The 14776-nt window shown below is 42.4% G+C and carries 10 protein-coding genes; 5 read left to right on the top strand and 5 right to left on the bottom strand.

From position 1 onward, the window contains the following. Nucleotides 1-58: 58 nt before the first annotated feature. The 4 genes from FGL90_RS03310 to FGL90_RS03325 form a co-directional block, all read right to left on the bottom strand. Nucleotides 59-661 carry an anthranilate synthase component II gene (locus tag FGL90_RS03310; RefSeq protein WP_010619306.1) on the bottom strand — a complete coding sequence of 201 codons (603 nt, stop codon included), beginning with the start codon at nucleotides 659-661 and terminating at the stop codon, nucleotides 59-61. Further along, complete coding sequence (locus FGL90_RS03315) at nucleotides 642-2120, bottom strand: anthranilate synthase component I family protein (RefSeq protein ID WP_147656863.1); 1479 nt, start codon at nucleotides 2118-2120, stop codon at nucleotides 642-644. The genes FGL90_RS03310 and FGL90_RS03315 overlap by 20 nt, the downstream gene beginning before the upstream one ends. Nucleotides 2121-2498: 378 nt before the next feature. Then, nucleotides 2499-5609 carry an AAA family ATPase gene (locus FGL90_RS03320; protein ID WP_147656865.1) on the bottom strand — a complete coding sequence of 1037 codons (3111 nt, stop codon included), beginning with the start codon at nucleotides 5607-5609 and terminating at the stop codon, nucleotides 2499-2501. Then, the gene (locus tag FGL90_RS03325) at nucleotides 5606-6724 is read right to left on the bottom strand and encodes an exonuclease SbcCD subunit D (protein ID WP_147656867.1); all 1119 of its coding nucleotides are present in this window, start codon (nucleotides 6722-6724) and stop codon (nucleotides 5606-5608) included. Before FGL90_RS03325 ends, FGL90_RS03320 begins: the two co-directional genes overlap by 4 nt. Nucleotides 6725-6991: 267 nt before the next feature. On the opposite strand from FGL90_RS03325, the gene FGL90_RS03330 reads away from it, so the two are divergent. The 4 genes from FGL90_RS03330 to FGL90_RS03345 all read left to right on the top strand — a co-directional run bounded on the left by FGL90_RS03330 (nucleotide 6992) and on the right by FGL90_RS03345 (nucleotide 10666). Next, nucleotides 6992-8398, top strand: a complete 1407-nt coding sequence (locus FGL90_RS03330) for an amino acid permease (RefSeq protein ID WP_010619302.1) — start codon at nucleotides 6992-6994, stop codon at nucleotides 8396-8398. Nucleotides 8399-8538: 140 nt separating this feature from the next. Further along, nucleotides 8539-9177: an NAD(P)H-binding protein gene (locus FGL90_RS03335; RefSeq protein ID WP_010619301.1), complete on the top strand. Its 639-nt coding sequence runs from the start codon at nucleotides 8539-8541 to the stop codon at nucleotides 9175-9177. A gap of 92 nt (nucleotides 9178-9269) precedes the next feature. Next, complete coding sequence (locus FGL90_RS03340; RefSeq protein WP_010620867.1) at nucleotides 9270-9794, top strand: helix-turn-helix domain-containing protein; 525 nt, start codon at nucleotides 9270-9272, stop codon at nucleotides 9792-9794. Next, the gene (locus FGL90_RS03345) at nucleotides 9740-10666 is read left to right on the top strand and encodes an IS3 family transposase (protein ID WP_076621487.1); all 927 of its coding nucleotides are present in this window, start codon (nucleotides 9740-9742) and stop codon (nucleotides 10664-10666) included. The genes FGL90_RS03340 and FGL90_RS03345 overlap by 55 nt, the downstream gene beginning before the upstream one ends. Before the next feature lie 67 nt (nucleotides 10667-10733). Here FGL90_RS03345 and FGL90_RS10550 read toward each other — a convergent pair whose 3' ends face one another. Next, nucleotides 10734-13373 (bottom strand): Cna B-type domain-containing protein, encoded by a 2640-nt coding sequence (locus FGL90_RS10550; RefSeq protein WP_263862595.1) that lies wholly within the window; start codon nucleotides 13371-13373, stop codon nucleotides 10734-10736. Between the two features lie 218 nt (nucleotides 13374-13591). On the opposite strand from FGL90_RS10550, the gene FGL90_RS03355 reads away from it, so the two are divergent. Next, nucleotides 13592-14761, top strand: coding sequence for a serine hydrolase (locus tag FGL90_RS03355; RefSeq protein ID WP_147656871.1), 1170 nt, complete (start codon nucleotides 13592-13594; stop codon nucleotides 14759-14761). The last annotated feature ends 15 nt before the right edge of the window (nucleotides 14762-14776 follow it).

The raw sequence follows: 14776 nt of genomic DNA on the forward strand, positions 1-14776 counted from the left end.
AGCGAACTATTTATTTGTTGAAGCAATATTAAATCTTAATGATAAAATTGTCAATGCTTTAATTTACTTTTAATTTCGAATCAGCACATATTCCGCAAAAGTTCTCAAGTAACTGTCTCCCAACACTCGGATCCGTCATGATTGATTCTGGATGAAATTGCAGTCCAAAAACGGCATTTTGAGTATCTTCAAGTGCCATTATTTCGCCATCCATCGTGGTTGCCGTTACCGTTAATTCTTCTGGTACGACCGTTGCGTCCACAATCAGAGAATGATATCTGGCACCTTCAAACTTAGCTGGGCAATTTTCGAAGAGGCGAGAAGAACTGGTTTGGACAATCTGGTCTGGTTTGCCATGCATCAACTTTGGTGCATTAATAATTCGGCCGCCGTAAACGTTGGCAATGGCTTGATGCCCTAAACAAACGCCCAAGATGGGAACTTTGCCTATCAATTGAGTGATTTGTGCTTGCATGTTACCCGCGTTTTCTGGGCGACCGGGACCTGGCGAAAAGAGAACGCCGTCAGGATTGGCTGCGACCAGTTCGGCTGCGGTTAACTCATCATTTTTGATCACCTTAATTTCAGTTTGGGTAATCGTTCCGAGCAATTGATACAGATTATAGGTGAAACTATCGTAATTATCGACCAGATATAGCATTTTGCATCCCCTCCTCGCTTGCTTCAATTAGCGCTGCCTTGACCGCACTTGCCTTATTGTTAAATTCCTGATATTCGTACTTCGGAATACTGTCGGCAACAATTCCTGCACCAGAATGAATCACGACCTGGTCACCTTTTCGATAGGCCAAACGAATCCCAATACATAAATCTAAGTCACCATTAAAATCCATATACCCTAAACAACCGCCGTAAATTCCTCTTTTTTGCTTTTCCAAATCGTCAATAATTTGAATGGCGCTTAATTTTGGTGCCCCTGACAAAGTTCCCGCTGGCATCACCGCGTTAATCACGTCAATGGCACTGGCAGTCGCATCCGCAACGCTCTCAATTTTTGATCCCAAATGCATCACATTTGCGAATTTAAGTAGTGCCCGCGTACGGGTAACCTTTACCGTGCCAAATTTGCTAATTCGGCCTAAGTCATTTCGCCCTAAATCGATGAGCATGTTGTGCTCGGAAAGTTCCTTTTCACTGGTCGTTAGCTCAGTTGCAAATTGGTCATCCTCAGCCTCAGTCTTGCCCCTTCGCCGTGTGCCAGCCAATGGATACGAATATAGCTTCCCGTGTTGACGGGTAATCAGGGTTTCCGGTGATGCACCCAACGTCTCAAAATCACCATCCCGAAAATAGAATTGATAGGGAGCGGGGCTTTCTTCAAATAGGCGCCGACTTGCCCCCAGCAAACTGCCAGACATCGTGGCCCGCTGCGGATTTGACAAAATTAGTTGGAACACATCACCCGCAACGATATGCTTCTTGGTTTCAGCGACTTTTTCCGTAAATTCTGATTCACTGAACTGTAATTTAAAGTGACTGTCCAAATGAAAGTGTGGCTGCTCCACGTCCCCGCCTTTTATAATCGTTTGTGCCAGTCCTTGCAGAGACTGGATAACAGTTTCGTATCGCGCTTTCGTCAGCGTCTTCATCGGCTCAATTTGGGAAATTGTTACCTGCTTCGTCGCATGATTATGCGCAACCACTTGATCCACCATGAAAAGATCAACGTCAGCCAACTGATCCTGATCCCTTGCTCGTAAGTGGAGTTTCGGATTCGCATATTTGACGTAATCGTAGCTGAAATAGCCAATCAAGCCGCCAGTGAATAAGGGTAATTCCGAAATTTTAGGTGTTTTCAAACTGGCCAGCAATTTCTCTAGTACAGGCTGTATGGAAACCTTCTTGACAGTTTGACGACCATGACTTACTTCCGTTAAAATTCCATCGCGATAAGTGATTTTCCGTTCAATTCGGGTCGCAATAAAATCATATCCCGGTTCATCATTTTTAGGTGTCCCCGCCAGCAGAACAGCTGGATCGCCCGTTCCCCTTAAAATCTGCACCTGTTGAATGGGATCAAATTGTTCCATTTCAAATGAATAGGTGACTGGTACCGCAGCAAACTTCTTTCCGATTTCGATTAGTTGTTCGTATTTCATATGGCACTCCTCCTTAAAATTGAACACAAAAAAATCCGCCCATAACAATCAACTTGTTAAGGACGGATTATTCCGCGGTGCCACCTTAATTCGATAAAGAACTAGCCCTGTAAGTGAAAACGGGTTAGACTTCTCGCGCTTAGCAAGGGACGATCATCCCTCCGACAACTGACGTATGCCTGACGTTTCTTCGTACTCGAAATCTTTCGGAAGAACCCTCTGTGGTCCATTTAACCGCCTGCGTTCGGCTGCCATTCTCAGCACCGGCAACTCTCTTGACGTGCACAACGATCTTGATCTCCACTTCATTGGTTTTATGAGCGAACTATTTTATTGTCACAAAGAATAGGCTTTCTTTTTCCAGTTGTCAATAAAAAATCAAAATTCAGTTTGGTAACTAACGGTGCTTTCCCCATTGCCACTAGGCGTCACCATTAATTGTCCCGGAATTTGATCCTGAAGTTCTTTGACGTGGCTGATAATGCCAATCATCCGTGAATTACTTTCCATCGACTGCAGCGTTTCCATAGCCCGTTCAAGTGCATCTTCGTCCAAGGAACCAAACCCTTCGTCGATAAATAAGGCCTCAATCTTGATGCCGCCAGATTGATTTTGAATGACTTCTGCTAACCCAAGTGCAAGGGCCAGAGCCGCTATGAAGCTTTCACCACCAGAAAGGGTGTTAACACTCCGTTGCTTTCCAACATTATCATCATAAATGTTAATTCCGAGTCCCGTCTTACCTCGGCCAGATTCTGGTTCGGTCGCTAATTCAAACCGGTAGCGGCCGTTCGTCAAACTGGTTAAACGGGCATTTGCTGTAAATAAGACCCGTTGCAGGTAAGTCTGTAAAACGTATCGTTCCAAACTCAGTCGTTGACTCCCATTACCATTCACCACTTCGCTCAATTCAGCTAATTTGTTGAGCTGTTCAAGTTGAGTCCGCTGCTGATTCATGAGTGCCTGCATTTTTTCAACTAATTCTTGATTAACCTCAATCATTTGCTCCAAGTGATAATAGGCTTGTTGCGCCCCTTCACTCGTTTCTTTAATGGCCGCCAGCTGTTTCGTCAATAGCGCTAAATCTGGCTGTTTCTGATTGCCAACTGCCTCTTTTGCCTGCCTGATTTGTCCCTTAATTTCACTTTGCTTTTCACTAAAATGATCAACTTCTGCTTTCAGGGTAGCTAGGTCGTCCAGCTCTTGGATCAACTGGAGTAACAGCCCGATATCATCTGAATGAAGTTTCTCGACCGTCGCCGCCTTTAACTCCTGTTCCAAGCTAGCGTTGGTTTTTTCCTGTTTCTCAAGTTGACTCGTGACATTCTTAACGTCCGCTGCCAATTGAGTCAACGCGACCTGCTGCTTTTCCACAGTTGCATTGGCCGCTTTTAAATCCGTATCAAATTGCGTTCGACTGGTCCTTAATTCCGAAAGTTTCGTTTGATAAGCATCAACAGTTACCAAATCGGCTGGTAGCTGCTTCGTTAACTCAATCTTCCGCGTTTGCAATTGCGCCTGACGTAAATTAGCATCATTTAATTGCTGGTCACAAGAATCTAACTGTGACTGCAACTCTGTCAGCAGTGATTTGCTGGTGATACTGGTTTCTTTGCTTTTTGAAATTTTGCCTAGTTCCGTTTTGAGCACAGTTTGGTCACTCTCAACTTGGGATATTTCTTCACCTACTTGCGCTTTATCCGTTGTGTTGGACTTATTTTGGTCATTTAACGCAATCGCGGCGTCATTTAGCTGTTGTCGTTGTTCCTTTGCCGTCGCTTCCAGCGCCTGCCATTCCTGCTGTCTGAGTCCCAATTGTCGGGTACTTTCATCAAATTCGGCTTTGGCGTTTTTAACCTGAACTTCACTAACGTCAATGGTAGCCGTCGGTGCAGGCACCGGATGATCAGTCGATCCGCAAACGGGGCAAGGGGCTCCGGGCGTCAATTGTGCGCTAAGTCGGGATATTTCTTCAGCAAGCCACTTTTGATTAATCGTGTCATACTGCGTTTTTCGCTCATCATTTTGCGTTTGACTCAACGTCACAGCAGCCTTAGCACTGCCAACTTGTTCAAGCGTCATTTGTAGCTTAGCTTCTAGGCCATCCCTAACTTCAATTCGGTGTTTTAAATTGATTAGCTGTTGCTGCTTTAGTTTTAAATCTGCCTGCTGTTTGAGAAGGCCAGATTCTTTTCCAATCGCAGTTTCTAGCGCTGTTAACTGGGTCTGTTCCGTGACTAATTTCTCATTTAATGTGGCTTTTTGACTCGTGAAACTAGTTAAATCCACCTTTGCTTGAGCTAATTCAGTCTCAGTCTTGGCCAATGAATCGTAATGATCCCGAACGGCTTCCAATTGACCAATCTGTTTCGTGACCGCATCCATTTCAGGTTGCCGCACAGTTAAGTTAGCCTGATCCTGTTGGGCTTTTTTCAAAAATTCAGCAGTTTGCTGCTGCTTTTCCTGACTACGAGTCAATTGACTGCGTAAAGCAACCAATTCTTCACGACCTTGCTGCCAATTTTCTGCATGGCCACGCAATGATTGGGCCCACCGTAAATCTTCAATTTGCGCTTTGACTTCATTGATGTGCGCCGATTGTGCATCAAGCTTCGTTTGGGCTTCAGCCAACTGGGCCAACTGTTGAATTTGCTCGGTTAGTTTTTGTCCCTCAGTGAGCTCTTTTTGCAGGCCTGTGACCTTTGCTTCCGCCGCTTTAACAGCCGCCCTTTGTTGCACCAAATTTGTTTGGCTAGTCGTTTGTTGCTCGGCCATCAGCTTCAAAACATCTGTTGGCAATTGACTTTCTTGCGCCTGTTGCTTATTTTCGTCGGTCCATTTAAGTTGGCTCTGATAGGTGCCTAATTGCTGCTCGATATCAGCATTTGCCGTTTTCTTATCCGCCAGTAAATTTTTAAGTTCTTCGGCCCAATTTTCAAACAGTTCTGTCCCAAATAAATCGCGTAAAATAACCTCTTTATCGCCACTTGAGGCAGTCAAAAATTCGCGGAACTTTCCTTGAGGAATTAAAATGATTTGCTTAAACTGACTTGCCGATAGTTGTAGCAAATTTCGAATGTAATCATTCACCGTGTTAATTTTGGTTAATTGATTAAGTTCCTCGCCGTCCTTGAACACCGTTAATTCAACTTTTGCGGGACGATCAGTGACGCCACTACCATTTTTCTTAGCAATCAACTGATCCGGCTTTCGTTCAATAACGTAGGTCTTTCTCTCGTGGGTAAAGGTAAAACTAACACTTGTTTCGTCAGTCATGGTGGCAAAATCAGCCCGCATTTGCTTACCATCTCGTTCTTTTCCAGAGGTTTCACCAAATAAAGCAAAGCACATCGCATCAAATAGTGTGGTCTTCCCGGCACCTGTTTTACCACTGATAAGGAAAACGGGAAAGTCCTTGAATACCGTGAAATCAACGTGTTGATCTCGATACGGACCAAAGAAATGAATATCTAACTTTTGTGGTTTCATTCGTCATCCTCCTTAGCGGCGGTTAGCGCCTGTGCAGCCCATTTCTGCTGATCCTTCGACATTCGTGAATCAGTTGCTTGGTTGTAAAAATCAGTCAAAAGCGTCATCGGATCTAAATTAGGATCAATTCGCTTCTGACTTTCGACATCCTGGATGCCATATTTCCGATCCAAGTTAATGATATAGGGATAAATTTTGCGTAACCGCGCCATCACATCCGTGATCACATCAACATCCGTCAAAGAGATTGCAATGAAATTTGAGCGGTTAACTTTTTCGTAATAGGCCGGATCAATCAGGGTTGCAAATGATTCCGTCAAAATTTCGATATCCTTTTTAGGCTTAATCGGCACAAATTTGGCGTTATAGGGGGCCGTATCAACTATCCAAACGCCCTTCTGCTGCTTGGCCTCGGAAAGGGAAAACTTCACGGGTGACCCACTGTATTTGACCGCTTCGGCATGCAAGGCATCCTTTCCGTGCAAATGCCCCAATGCAACGTAATCAAATGCGACCATGGAATCAACGGCAATCGCATCTAATCCACCGACTTCAACGGTCGTTTCTGAATCAACGTGTTGACTGCCTGCAGCAAAAAAATGGGCCACTAAAACATGCTGTTTAGTTGAATCAAATTTTTTCTGCATTTCAGCGACAAGCCGATTCATCGCCTGCTGAACGTTTTGGATACTGTCATCTTCAAAAAAGTGCCGAACTTGAAAGGGTTCAAAATAGGGCAATAAAAAGAATTGCGTATCTGCCATTTCAATTGGCGTTAACGCCTGCGCAATCGTTGTATGCAAATAGAAATGGGTCGCTTCATACCAATGGCTTCCACTTCCTAATCGTGGCGCACTGTCATGATTGCCACTTACCGCTAAAATTGGAAATTTTCTAGTTAAATTTAAATCTAAAATCATCGCATCTAATTGATTAATTGATTCTTCGCTAGGTACTTTCCGATCATATAAATCCCCTGCGATGACGATGGCATCTACTTTTTCTTCCTTAGCAATTTCAGCAATTTGTTGGTAGGCATCCTGTTGCTCGTCAACCAAATCAAATTCATGAAGCTTTTTGCCGATGTGCCAATCGGCGGTATGTAAGAATCGCATGCTCATTCCCCATTTTCATTAGTTTAGTTGTTGTTAATTGTAACTTGAATCAACCCGCTTGGAAACTTTTGGGTCAAATTATCGCTTTTTGGCCAAATCCAGTTTGCTCATTCAAGAAGTTTCATGTATCATGTTCTCATATTCGTTTAAATTTTTATGAATTTTTCGCTCGCTTTTTCGTTGTTATATTTATCATTCGTCCGACTTTACGAGTAAATATTTAAATGAACATCTTATTATAATTAAATGAGAAAGGAAATTAAGGCTATGCAAAGAAAATTAAGCGCAAGACAGATGCAAATGATCGCCCTCGGTGGAACAATAGGTGTTGGACTCTTCATGGGGTCCACCTCCACCATCAAGTGGACCGGCCCTTCCGTTTTAATTGCCTATGGAATTGCTGGAATATTTTTATACTTAATCATGCGGGCTCTCGGTGAGATGCTGTATGTCGATCCGGATACCGGTTCGTTTTCCAAGTTTGCCACCGAGTACATGCATCCCGTCTTTGGCTACCTAACTGCCTGGAGCAATATCTTCCAATTTATTGTCGTTGGAATGAGTGAAATGATTGCGATTGGTGGTTATATGGAATTTTGGTGGCCAGGATTGCCTGCATGGATCCCAGGTCTCATTGCGATTACTTTCTTGTGTTTGGCTAACTTGATTTCCGTTAAAATGTTTGGGGAACTTGAATTTTGGTTTGCATTAATCAAGGTTGTGACGATTGTCCTAATGATTATCGCCGGCTTGGGACTCATTATTTTCGGAATTGGTAATCACATGCACCCAATTGGTATTAGTAACATGTGGACTCACGGTGGTTTCTTCACCGGTGGCGTCAAAGGCTTCATTTTTGCTCTTTCAATTGTTCTCGCATCTTATCAAGGAATCGAGTTAATCGGGGTTACAGCTGGTGAAGCTGAGAATCCTCGTCACACGCTTGTTAAAGCAATTCAGTCGACTGTTGCTCGAATCCTCATCTTTTATATTGGTGCTATTTTTGTGATTGTTTCAATCTACCCTTGGGATAAGCTCAACGCTATTGGTTCACCATTCGTTGAAACCTTTGCCAAAATCGGTATCACAGCCGCTGCCTCAATCATCAACTTCGTGGTTGTTACTGCCGCTCTTTCTGGCTCAAACTCCGGTATCTACAGTGCAAGTCGGATGTCATTTACCCTTGCTAACCGAGGCGAATTACCAAAGGGCTTCCTCAAATTAAATCGTCATGGCGTTCCATACTGGTCCGTTATTTCAATTTCATTGGGAATTTTCTTAGGAGTTGTTTTGAATTTCTTAATTCCAATTTTCTGGCCTAAAGCAAGCAACATTTTTGTGCTAGTTTATAGTTCAAGTGTTCTTCCCGGAATGATTCCCTGGTTTGTCATTTTAATCAGTCAAATCAACTTCCGAAAAGCCCATGCGGACATTATGGATGAACACCCCTTCAAGATGCCATTTTCACCAATTTCAAATTACGTCACTATTTTCTTCCTGCTCTTAACATTGGTCTTCATGTTTGTTAATCCAGAAACTCGGATTCCAATCATCGTCGGTGTTGTCTTCCTTGTCTTTATGACAATCCTTTACTTTGTGAAGTTCCATGGAAACGAAGAAGCAGCCATTGCCAAGTCAAAACAAGGTGAAGAAGCAAAGAATGAAACTAATTAATAAACTCATGAAGATCCGCTAGATGCGGGTCTTTTTTTGTGTCCCAATGTGAAATAGATTACAATTATGAATCCTTGATATGTCAATTTAAGACTTCTATATTTAAATAGTAATCAAAAATATGCACAGGAGGTTTTCTAATGACAACTGTTTTAGTTCTTGGAGCAAACGGTAAAATTGCCAAATTAGCTGAGGATCGGTTTTTTGCTGACGGTGATTTAAAAGTCAAACTGTTCTTACGAAACGCCTCACGTTTGGATAGTGCTAACACTAAAGACGCCGAAATCATCGAGGGCGACGTCACTGACGAATCAACCTTAGCTGCCGCTGTAAAAGGCGTTGACGTTGTTTACGCCAATTTGGCTGGTGGTAATATTGAAGATCAAGCTAAGGCCGTTGTACAGGCTTTAGACGCGCAAAACGTCAAACGACTCATTTGGATTTCAACCCTTGGAATTTATGATGAAGTCCCTGGCAAATTTGGTGAGTGGAACAACAAGACCCTTGGAAGCTACATTACAAACTATGCGGCTGCTGCCAAGGTTTTGGAAGATTCCGATCTTGATTACACCATCATTCGACCAGCATGGTTAACCAATCATGATGAAGTGGCATACGAAACGACTCAAAGAGATGATACTTTTAAGGGGACTGAAGTTTCCCGTAAGAGTGTCGCTGACTTTGTCTACAAATTGGTCAAGTCTCCTACCCAAGAGGTTCGTCACTCAGTTGGGCTAAACAAACCTAACACTGACGGTGACAAACCAGCTTGGTACTAACCTAATCTATAAATACGAAAAACACTTTCGGAATAATGAAGGACTCCGATAAAGTTAGACAAAAATCTAACTGAATCGGAGTCCTTTTCTGTATGTCAAAATATACTTTAGAATTTAAAATGAAAATTGTTAATGAGTATTTAGAGGGTAATTATAGTTATAAAGATTTGGCAAGTATGAATGGCCTGAATCATTCAATCATTGTCAGATGGGTCCAACGTGCAAAAATCAATGGAATGTCAGCACTGGCATCCAAAAAGGCAAAACGAAGTTTTAGTGGTCAAGATAAGGTTAATATATTAGACTACATGTTAACTAATGGCTTAAGTTTCAATGAAACAGGTGCTCATTTTGATGTGGAGCCCAGTTTGATTTATCAGTGGAAAAGGAAATTTGATGAACATGGCATTGATGCCTTACAAGCCAAACGAGGAAGGCCATCAAAACAAATGATAAAAAAGAAAGCAATCCCGAAAAATAAATTAGATGCGTTGAAACAAGAGAATTTGGAACTAAAGCAACAGCTTCAGACAGCTAAAATGGAGCTAGCCGTCTCAAAAAAATTAGAAGCCTTAGCGATCAAGAAAAGACGACGAAAGAACAACTTACCCAAGTAGTACAATCGTTAAGGCAGCAATTCGACCTAACGGTCCTCTTAGCAGTTGTAGGATTAAATCGCAAAACTTTTTATTATCATTTAAAGCATTCCCACGATGATAAATATCGTGAAGTAAAAGATGTCATCCAATGGCTTTACGATGGTAGCGAGGAGACTTATGGCTATCGTCGAATGCATGTAGAACTATTGAAAATGCAGTTTACGTATGATGACGATACGGTTCGTAAAATCATGCGCAGCATGGATTTAATGCCTACGTGCTATTGGACAAGATCTGGTAAGTTTTCTTCGTATCGTGGTGAACAAGGAAAAGTTGCTAAAAATATAGTTCGAGAAAAATATGTCATCAAACAGAAAAAGTCGTTTAAATTTGTTGTAGAACAGCCGTACGATGTACTGACGACCGATGTTACCCAAATTAATATACTTGGTACTAAACTCTATTTGTCCGCCGTTATCGACATGTACAGTAAAGAAGTATTAGCATTTGACATACGAAACTCACCAAATGCTGCCCAAGTAATTGCGTGTTTAGATCAGCTAAAAGAGGTCTTGCCTGAAGATGTAACTCCAGTACTCCATAGTGATCAGGGGACCTTATACCAATTAGATGGATATCAAAATAAGTTAAAAGAAATTGGTTTATCTCAAAGTATGTCCCGTAAGGGAAATTGTCTCGATAATGCACCAATGGAAAGTTTTTTCAGTTTAGCAAAAAGAGAATTCATCTGGCGTAAAAATTTCAAATCAGTCGAAGAATTTAAGCAAGCTTTTGCTAAATACATCTCAAGATTCAACAACGTGCGAATTTCTAGAAAAAGTAAGGGCCTGACTCCTATCGAAATTAGGAATCAAGCCCTTACAGCCTAAAAATATTAATATAAGTGTCTAACTTTTTTAGAGCCCATCATAACGCCGAAAGTGTTTTTTTGCTTTATTAACTTTTCTTTGTAACCAAAAGTCCGAAACCTAGCGTTGAAACTAAGATCATCAAGCCAATAATTAAACTTAGAAGTGAATTAGCGGCATTGGTTTGCGGCAATACTGAGCTCTTTTGAACTTTTACATCACCTTTGATTCCTGGCTTAGAAGCTTTTGTGGCCGTTGGTACCTTAGCCTTAGCAGGTGTTTCTGGTTTTGCAGGAGTCTCTGGATCTGGTGTAGCAGGTTCCTCAGGGACTGCCGGTTCGCCAGGAACATTTGGCGTCTCCGGAGTATTTGGAGTATTGGGCGTTTCCGGAACACTTGGAACTTCCGGCGTTACGGGTGTTTCAGGAGTACTAGGGTTGCTAGGGTTGCCTGGAACTTCAGGAATGATTGGTAATGGATTGGCTTTATTTGTAAACGTTATTTCAAAGCGGCTATCGCTTACCAACTGTAATCCAGAATCACTCGTCGTGAACCCTTCGACTACTGTTTCATTTACCTTGTACTTAATGTTGTTTGGTAATTTAAGAAAACTAGCTTGCCAATTATTGGCCTCGTTCAAAGTAACCGTATCGATCACTTGGCCATTTAATGGATTCGTTGGATCATCAAGCGTCAAATTAACTGTCACTTGATCAGGCAACTTGACCTCTAACCCATCTGTATCCCACTGCTTAATTGCTTTAATATCAATGGTTGATTCGGTTGTTTCGCCAAAGTAGATGGACCCATTTGAACCAACGCCACCACCACGAACTGCGGAGTTGCCTTTGATAATGACCGTGGCCAAACTAGCCGCAAGTGTCTGTGCTGCCGATAGGACACTTGATTTTAATGAAATTTCACCTGACTCGTTTTCAACTGTGACCGGTGTATCCGTTTGACTCCCATCCCGATCATGATACCAATCAACTGAACCGCCACCAAGAATTCGGTTATCCAACGAGAGGGCTGCATTAGCGTATTTAGACTCGCTCGAAACGTCATCACCTTGATTTAAGGCGGTGTTCCCAAAAATAGCAGTTCCATCCGTTACCCGAATTTCGGCATCGGCTGTTGGACAGAACCAGACACCACCACCGGCACCAATTTCGAGTGGGTGAATACCATCCCAATAGGAGGTTTTACCATCTACTGCTGAGTTTTCAGTGATTAAGGCGTTACCGAGACGCAATGTGTATTCAGCAATACTCAGATAAATCCCACCACCATGATCTGCTGAAACGTTGTTCGTAATCTCAGCTTTATTGATTGTGACATTATCTGAATTAACATAAACACCACCACCAGGACCGGCAGCTTTGTTGCCATCAATTAGGACATCATTAATGACTAATCTCGCGATATTGTACTTGTTTGCATTTGCTAACGATAAACTAGCTCCTGGTACATAACCGGTGGAGACGGAAATCCCGCCACCAACTGCATAAGGATTAACGTAACCGCCAGTATAATAGCCAGCAATGTTATTAGAAATTTCGCCACCATTAATCGTCACGTCACCATTTCCATAGATGTTGATTCCACCAGAATGCGACCAACCGGTATTTCCTTTGATGACGCCCCCATTCATGACAAATGTCGAGGGAGCTTCCTCTGTACTTCGAACAAGGTCCCCAACGCTCACACCACCAGCTTGATCACTCATGTTGTTGTAGATGAGACCACCGTTCATAATGAAGTGTGAACTATTATGAACGCCAACACCGCCGGCCACTCCTTGTTCAGCAAATGGCCAAACGTAATTTGATTCAACATCACTACCTTTATTAATTGTGAATGTTCCCTCGTATGTAACGAGAACGCCACCGGCGGCAAATGAGACGCCACCGCTGCCTGAAGCATCGACCACTGAATTTGCAAAAACATAACCCTGATTATTCAGTGTTAAGTTCCCACCAAGAACAACGATGGGTGCTCGATTCAAAGCTTTGGTGACTAACGAAAACCCAGTGACCGTTGTGTTTTCAATACTCGATGTCCCGTTAACCCTAATGGGCACGGACGCCATATTGAAATTTTCAGTCGGCGAAATCGTAATGCCATGAATCTGATTTCCCAATAAATTAACGGTAGAACCTTTAACGATGTTAAACGTATTGGTCAATAACAATTTAATTGGATCTAATTGATTAATAAACGTAATGTTTTGTCCGGCAATGCTTTTAACTTCACCAGTAAATGACATATCGTTTGCTAAAACAATTTTGTACGCCGAATTATCGGTCGGAATGCGCTTAATGGCATCCAAAACTTCCTGCTCGTTTGTAACGGTAATTGTTTTTGACGCGTCTTCCTCAGCAGCCTTAGCTTCAGGTACAGGGGCCACAGCAGCTCTTGCGGCTTTTGCCGGAGCTTTCTGGCTTTCTGAACCTTCAGTTACAACTGCTTTAGATTGATCCTGCACAACTTCACCATTTGAATCCGCAGCGGGTTCCCCCGATGAGCTGGAAGCGCTAGATGCACTGGATTCAGCTACCGCTTCACTACCTTCTATGGTCGAAATTGACGACTCGCTGACTAACTGACTTTCCCCCGTTGGATCCGCGGTTGCGGCACTTACATGGTTTAACGTTACTCCCCATAACATTAAACCAACAAATACAGCGACAACAAGTCCACGAATCCAACAAAAACTTCTTACTTTCATAACTATCCCCCCAGATATAAGTAATCCGCCTGCACAGTTATTGCACATAAGTATTGTGCAGAATAATAATACCATGCTATTAATCATAATGGAATAAGCGCTTTCATTTTTTGCAACATAGGTTACAGAAAACTTACTAATCATCACAATTTAATGACATTCAATATTTTTGAACGAATCCATGGCAAAATAGAGGAAATACTAAATGGAAGCTTACTATGCACTTACTAAAAAGAATGACATTAATGGGCGTTGCGGTCGTTTCACTTTCTGGAATAACCTATACTGCTCAAACAGCTAACGCATCTACATACTCAACTGTTTCATCTACAACAATGACTAAAACCGCCTATCATAAAAAGAGTACAACTGGAGCGGTTTACAACGCCAGCCATACCAAAAAGGTTGCTACGCTAAAGGGCTACCCCAACACGACTTGGTACGCAACCAAGAAAGTCGTCCTTAAACATAATGGTAAGAACGCCATTTACTACCAAGTTAAGAATGGCGCCGGCACCAAGTCAGGAATTATTTGGCACAGTTATTTAACTAAGGGCGTTGCACCGTTTAACGTCAAATATGCAAAAAATGCGGTCGCATACGATGCCACCGACAATAAGGTTGTCTGGTCAAAGAGTGCTAACACGGCTCGCCCAATTGCATCCGTTTCAAAATTAATGACCCTGTACTTAGTTGATAAAAAGGTCGCAGGTTCTGGCTACTCATGGAGTTCAAAAGTTAAAACCAATTATTCCGGTTTAGTTGCCATGGGTAAGGATTCTGCTTGTGGTGGCTTCAGATTTACAAAGTCGTCATACACCGTTAAACAATTGTACGACGCCGCATTAATCGATTCTTCAAACAATGCTGCTATTGCGCTGGGTCAGTGGGTTGCTGGTGGCTCTACTCCAACTGCTAACAAGAAATTCATTTCAATGATGAACGCGCAAGCGAAGAGTTGGAATCTTGGTAAAGCGAAGTTCGTTTCTTCTTCTGGTTTAGAGCAATCAGACTTGAAGGCTTTCGGTTACTCAATTGGTGGTGCTGACGCAAACATGGTCTCAGCAAAGGACGTCGCTTTAATTGCTGATCATTTGATCACTGATTACCCAAGTACGTTAACCACAGCTTCAGTTAAATCAATGACTTTAAGCGGACAGACACTTTACAACTACAACAACATGCTTTCCGGTCGTAAATACTATCAATCTTCTCTGAAAGTTGACGGGTTAAAGACTGGTTACACACCAAAAGCAGGTTACTGTTTCGTCGGAACTGGCCAGAAATCGGGTCACAACCGAATCATCACGGTTGTTTTACATGATGAAAACGAGTTTACTGAAACCCAATCAATTATGAACAACGCCTATAGCAAGAATTTACTTTAGGCCAAAAAAAGCGGC

The sequence above is a fragment of the Secundilactobacillus malefermentans genome (assembly GCF_008033155.1).
Taxonomy (GTDB): Bacteria; Bacillota; Bacilli; order Lactobacillales; family Lactobacillaceae; genus Secundilactobacillus; species Secundilactobacillus malefermentans.

Bases quoted from the DNA above. Each gene is read 5' to 3' on its own strand.
- FGL90_RS03335 (WP_010619301.1), top strand. From the start codon at position 8,539: ATGACAACTGTTTTAGTTCTTGGAGCAAACGGTAAAATTGCCAAATTA.
- FGL90_RS03320 (WP_147656865.1), bottom strand. From the start codon at position 5,609: ATGAAACCACAAAAGTTAGATATTCATTTCTTTGGTCCGTATCGAGAT.
- FGL90_RS03310 (WP_010619306.1), bottom strand. From the start codon at position 661: ATGCTATATCTGGTCGATAATTACGATAGTTTCACCTATAATCTGTAT.
- FGL90_RS03355 (WP_147656871.1), top strand. From the start codon at position 13,592: ATGCACTTACTAAAAAGAATGACATTAATGGGCGTTGCGGTCGTTTCA.
- FGL90_RS03325 (WP_147656867.1), bottom strand. From the start codon at position 6,724: ATGCGATTCTTACATACCGCCGATTGGCACATCGGCAAAAAGCTTCAT.
- FGL90_RS03330 (WP_010619302.1), top strand. From the start codon at position 6,992: ATGCAAAGAAAATTAAGCGCAAGACAGATGCAAATGATCGCCCTCGGT.
- FGL90_RS03315 (WP_147656863.1), bottom strand. From the start codon at position 2,120: ATGAAATACGAACAACTAATCGAAATCGGAAAGAAGTTTGCTGCGGTA.
- FGL90_RS03340 (WP_010620867.1), top strand. From the start codon at position 9,270: ATGTCAAAATATACTTTAGAATTTAAAATGAAAATTGTTAATGAGTAT.
- FGL90_RS10550 (WP_263862595.1), bottom strand. From the start codon at position 13,373: ATGAAAGTAAGAAGTTTTTGTTGGATTCGTGGACTTGTTGTCGCTGTA.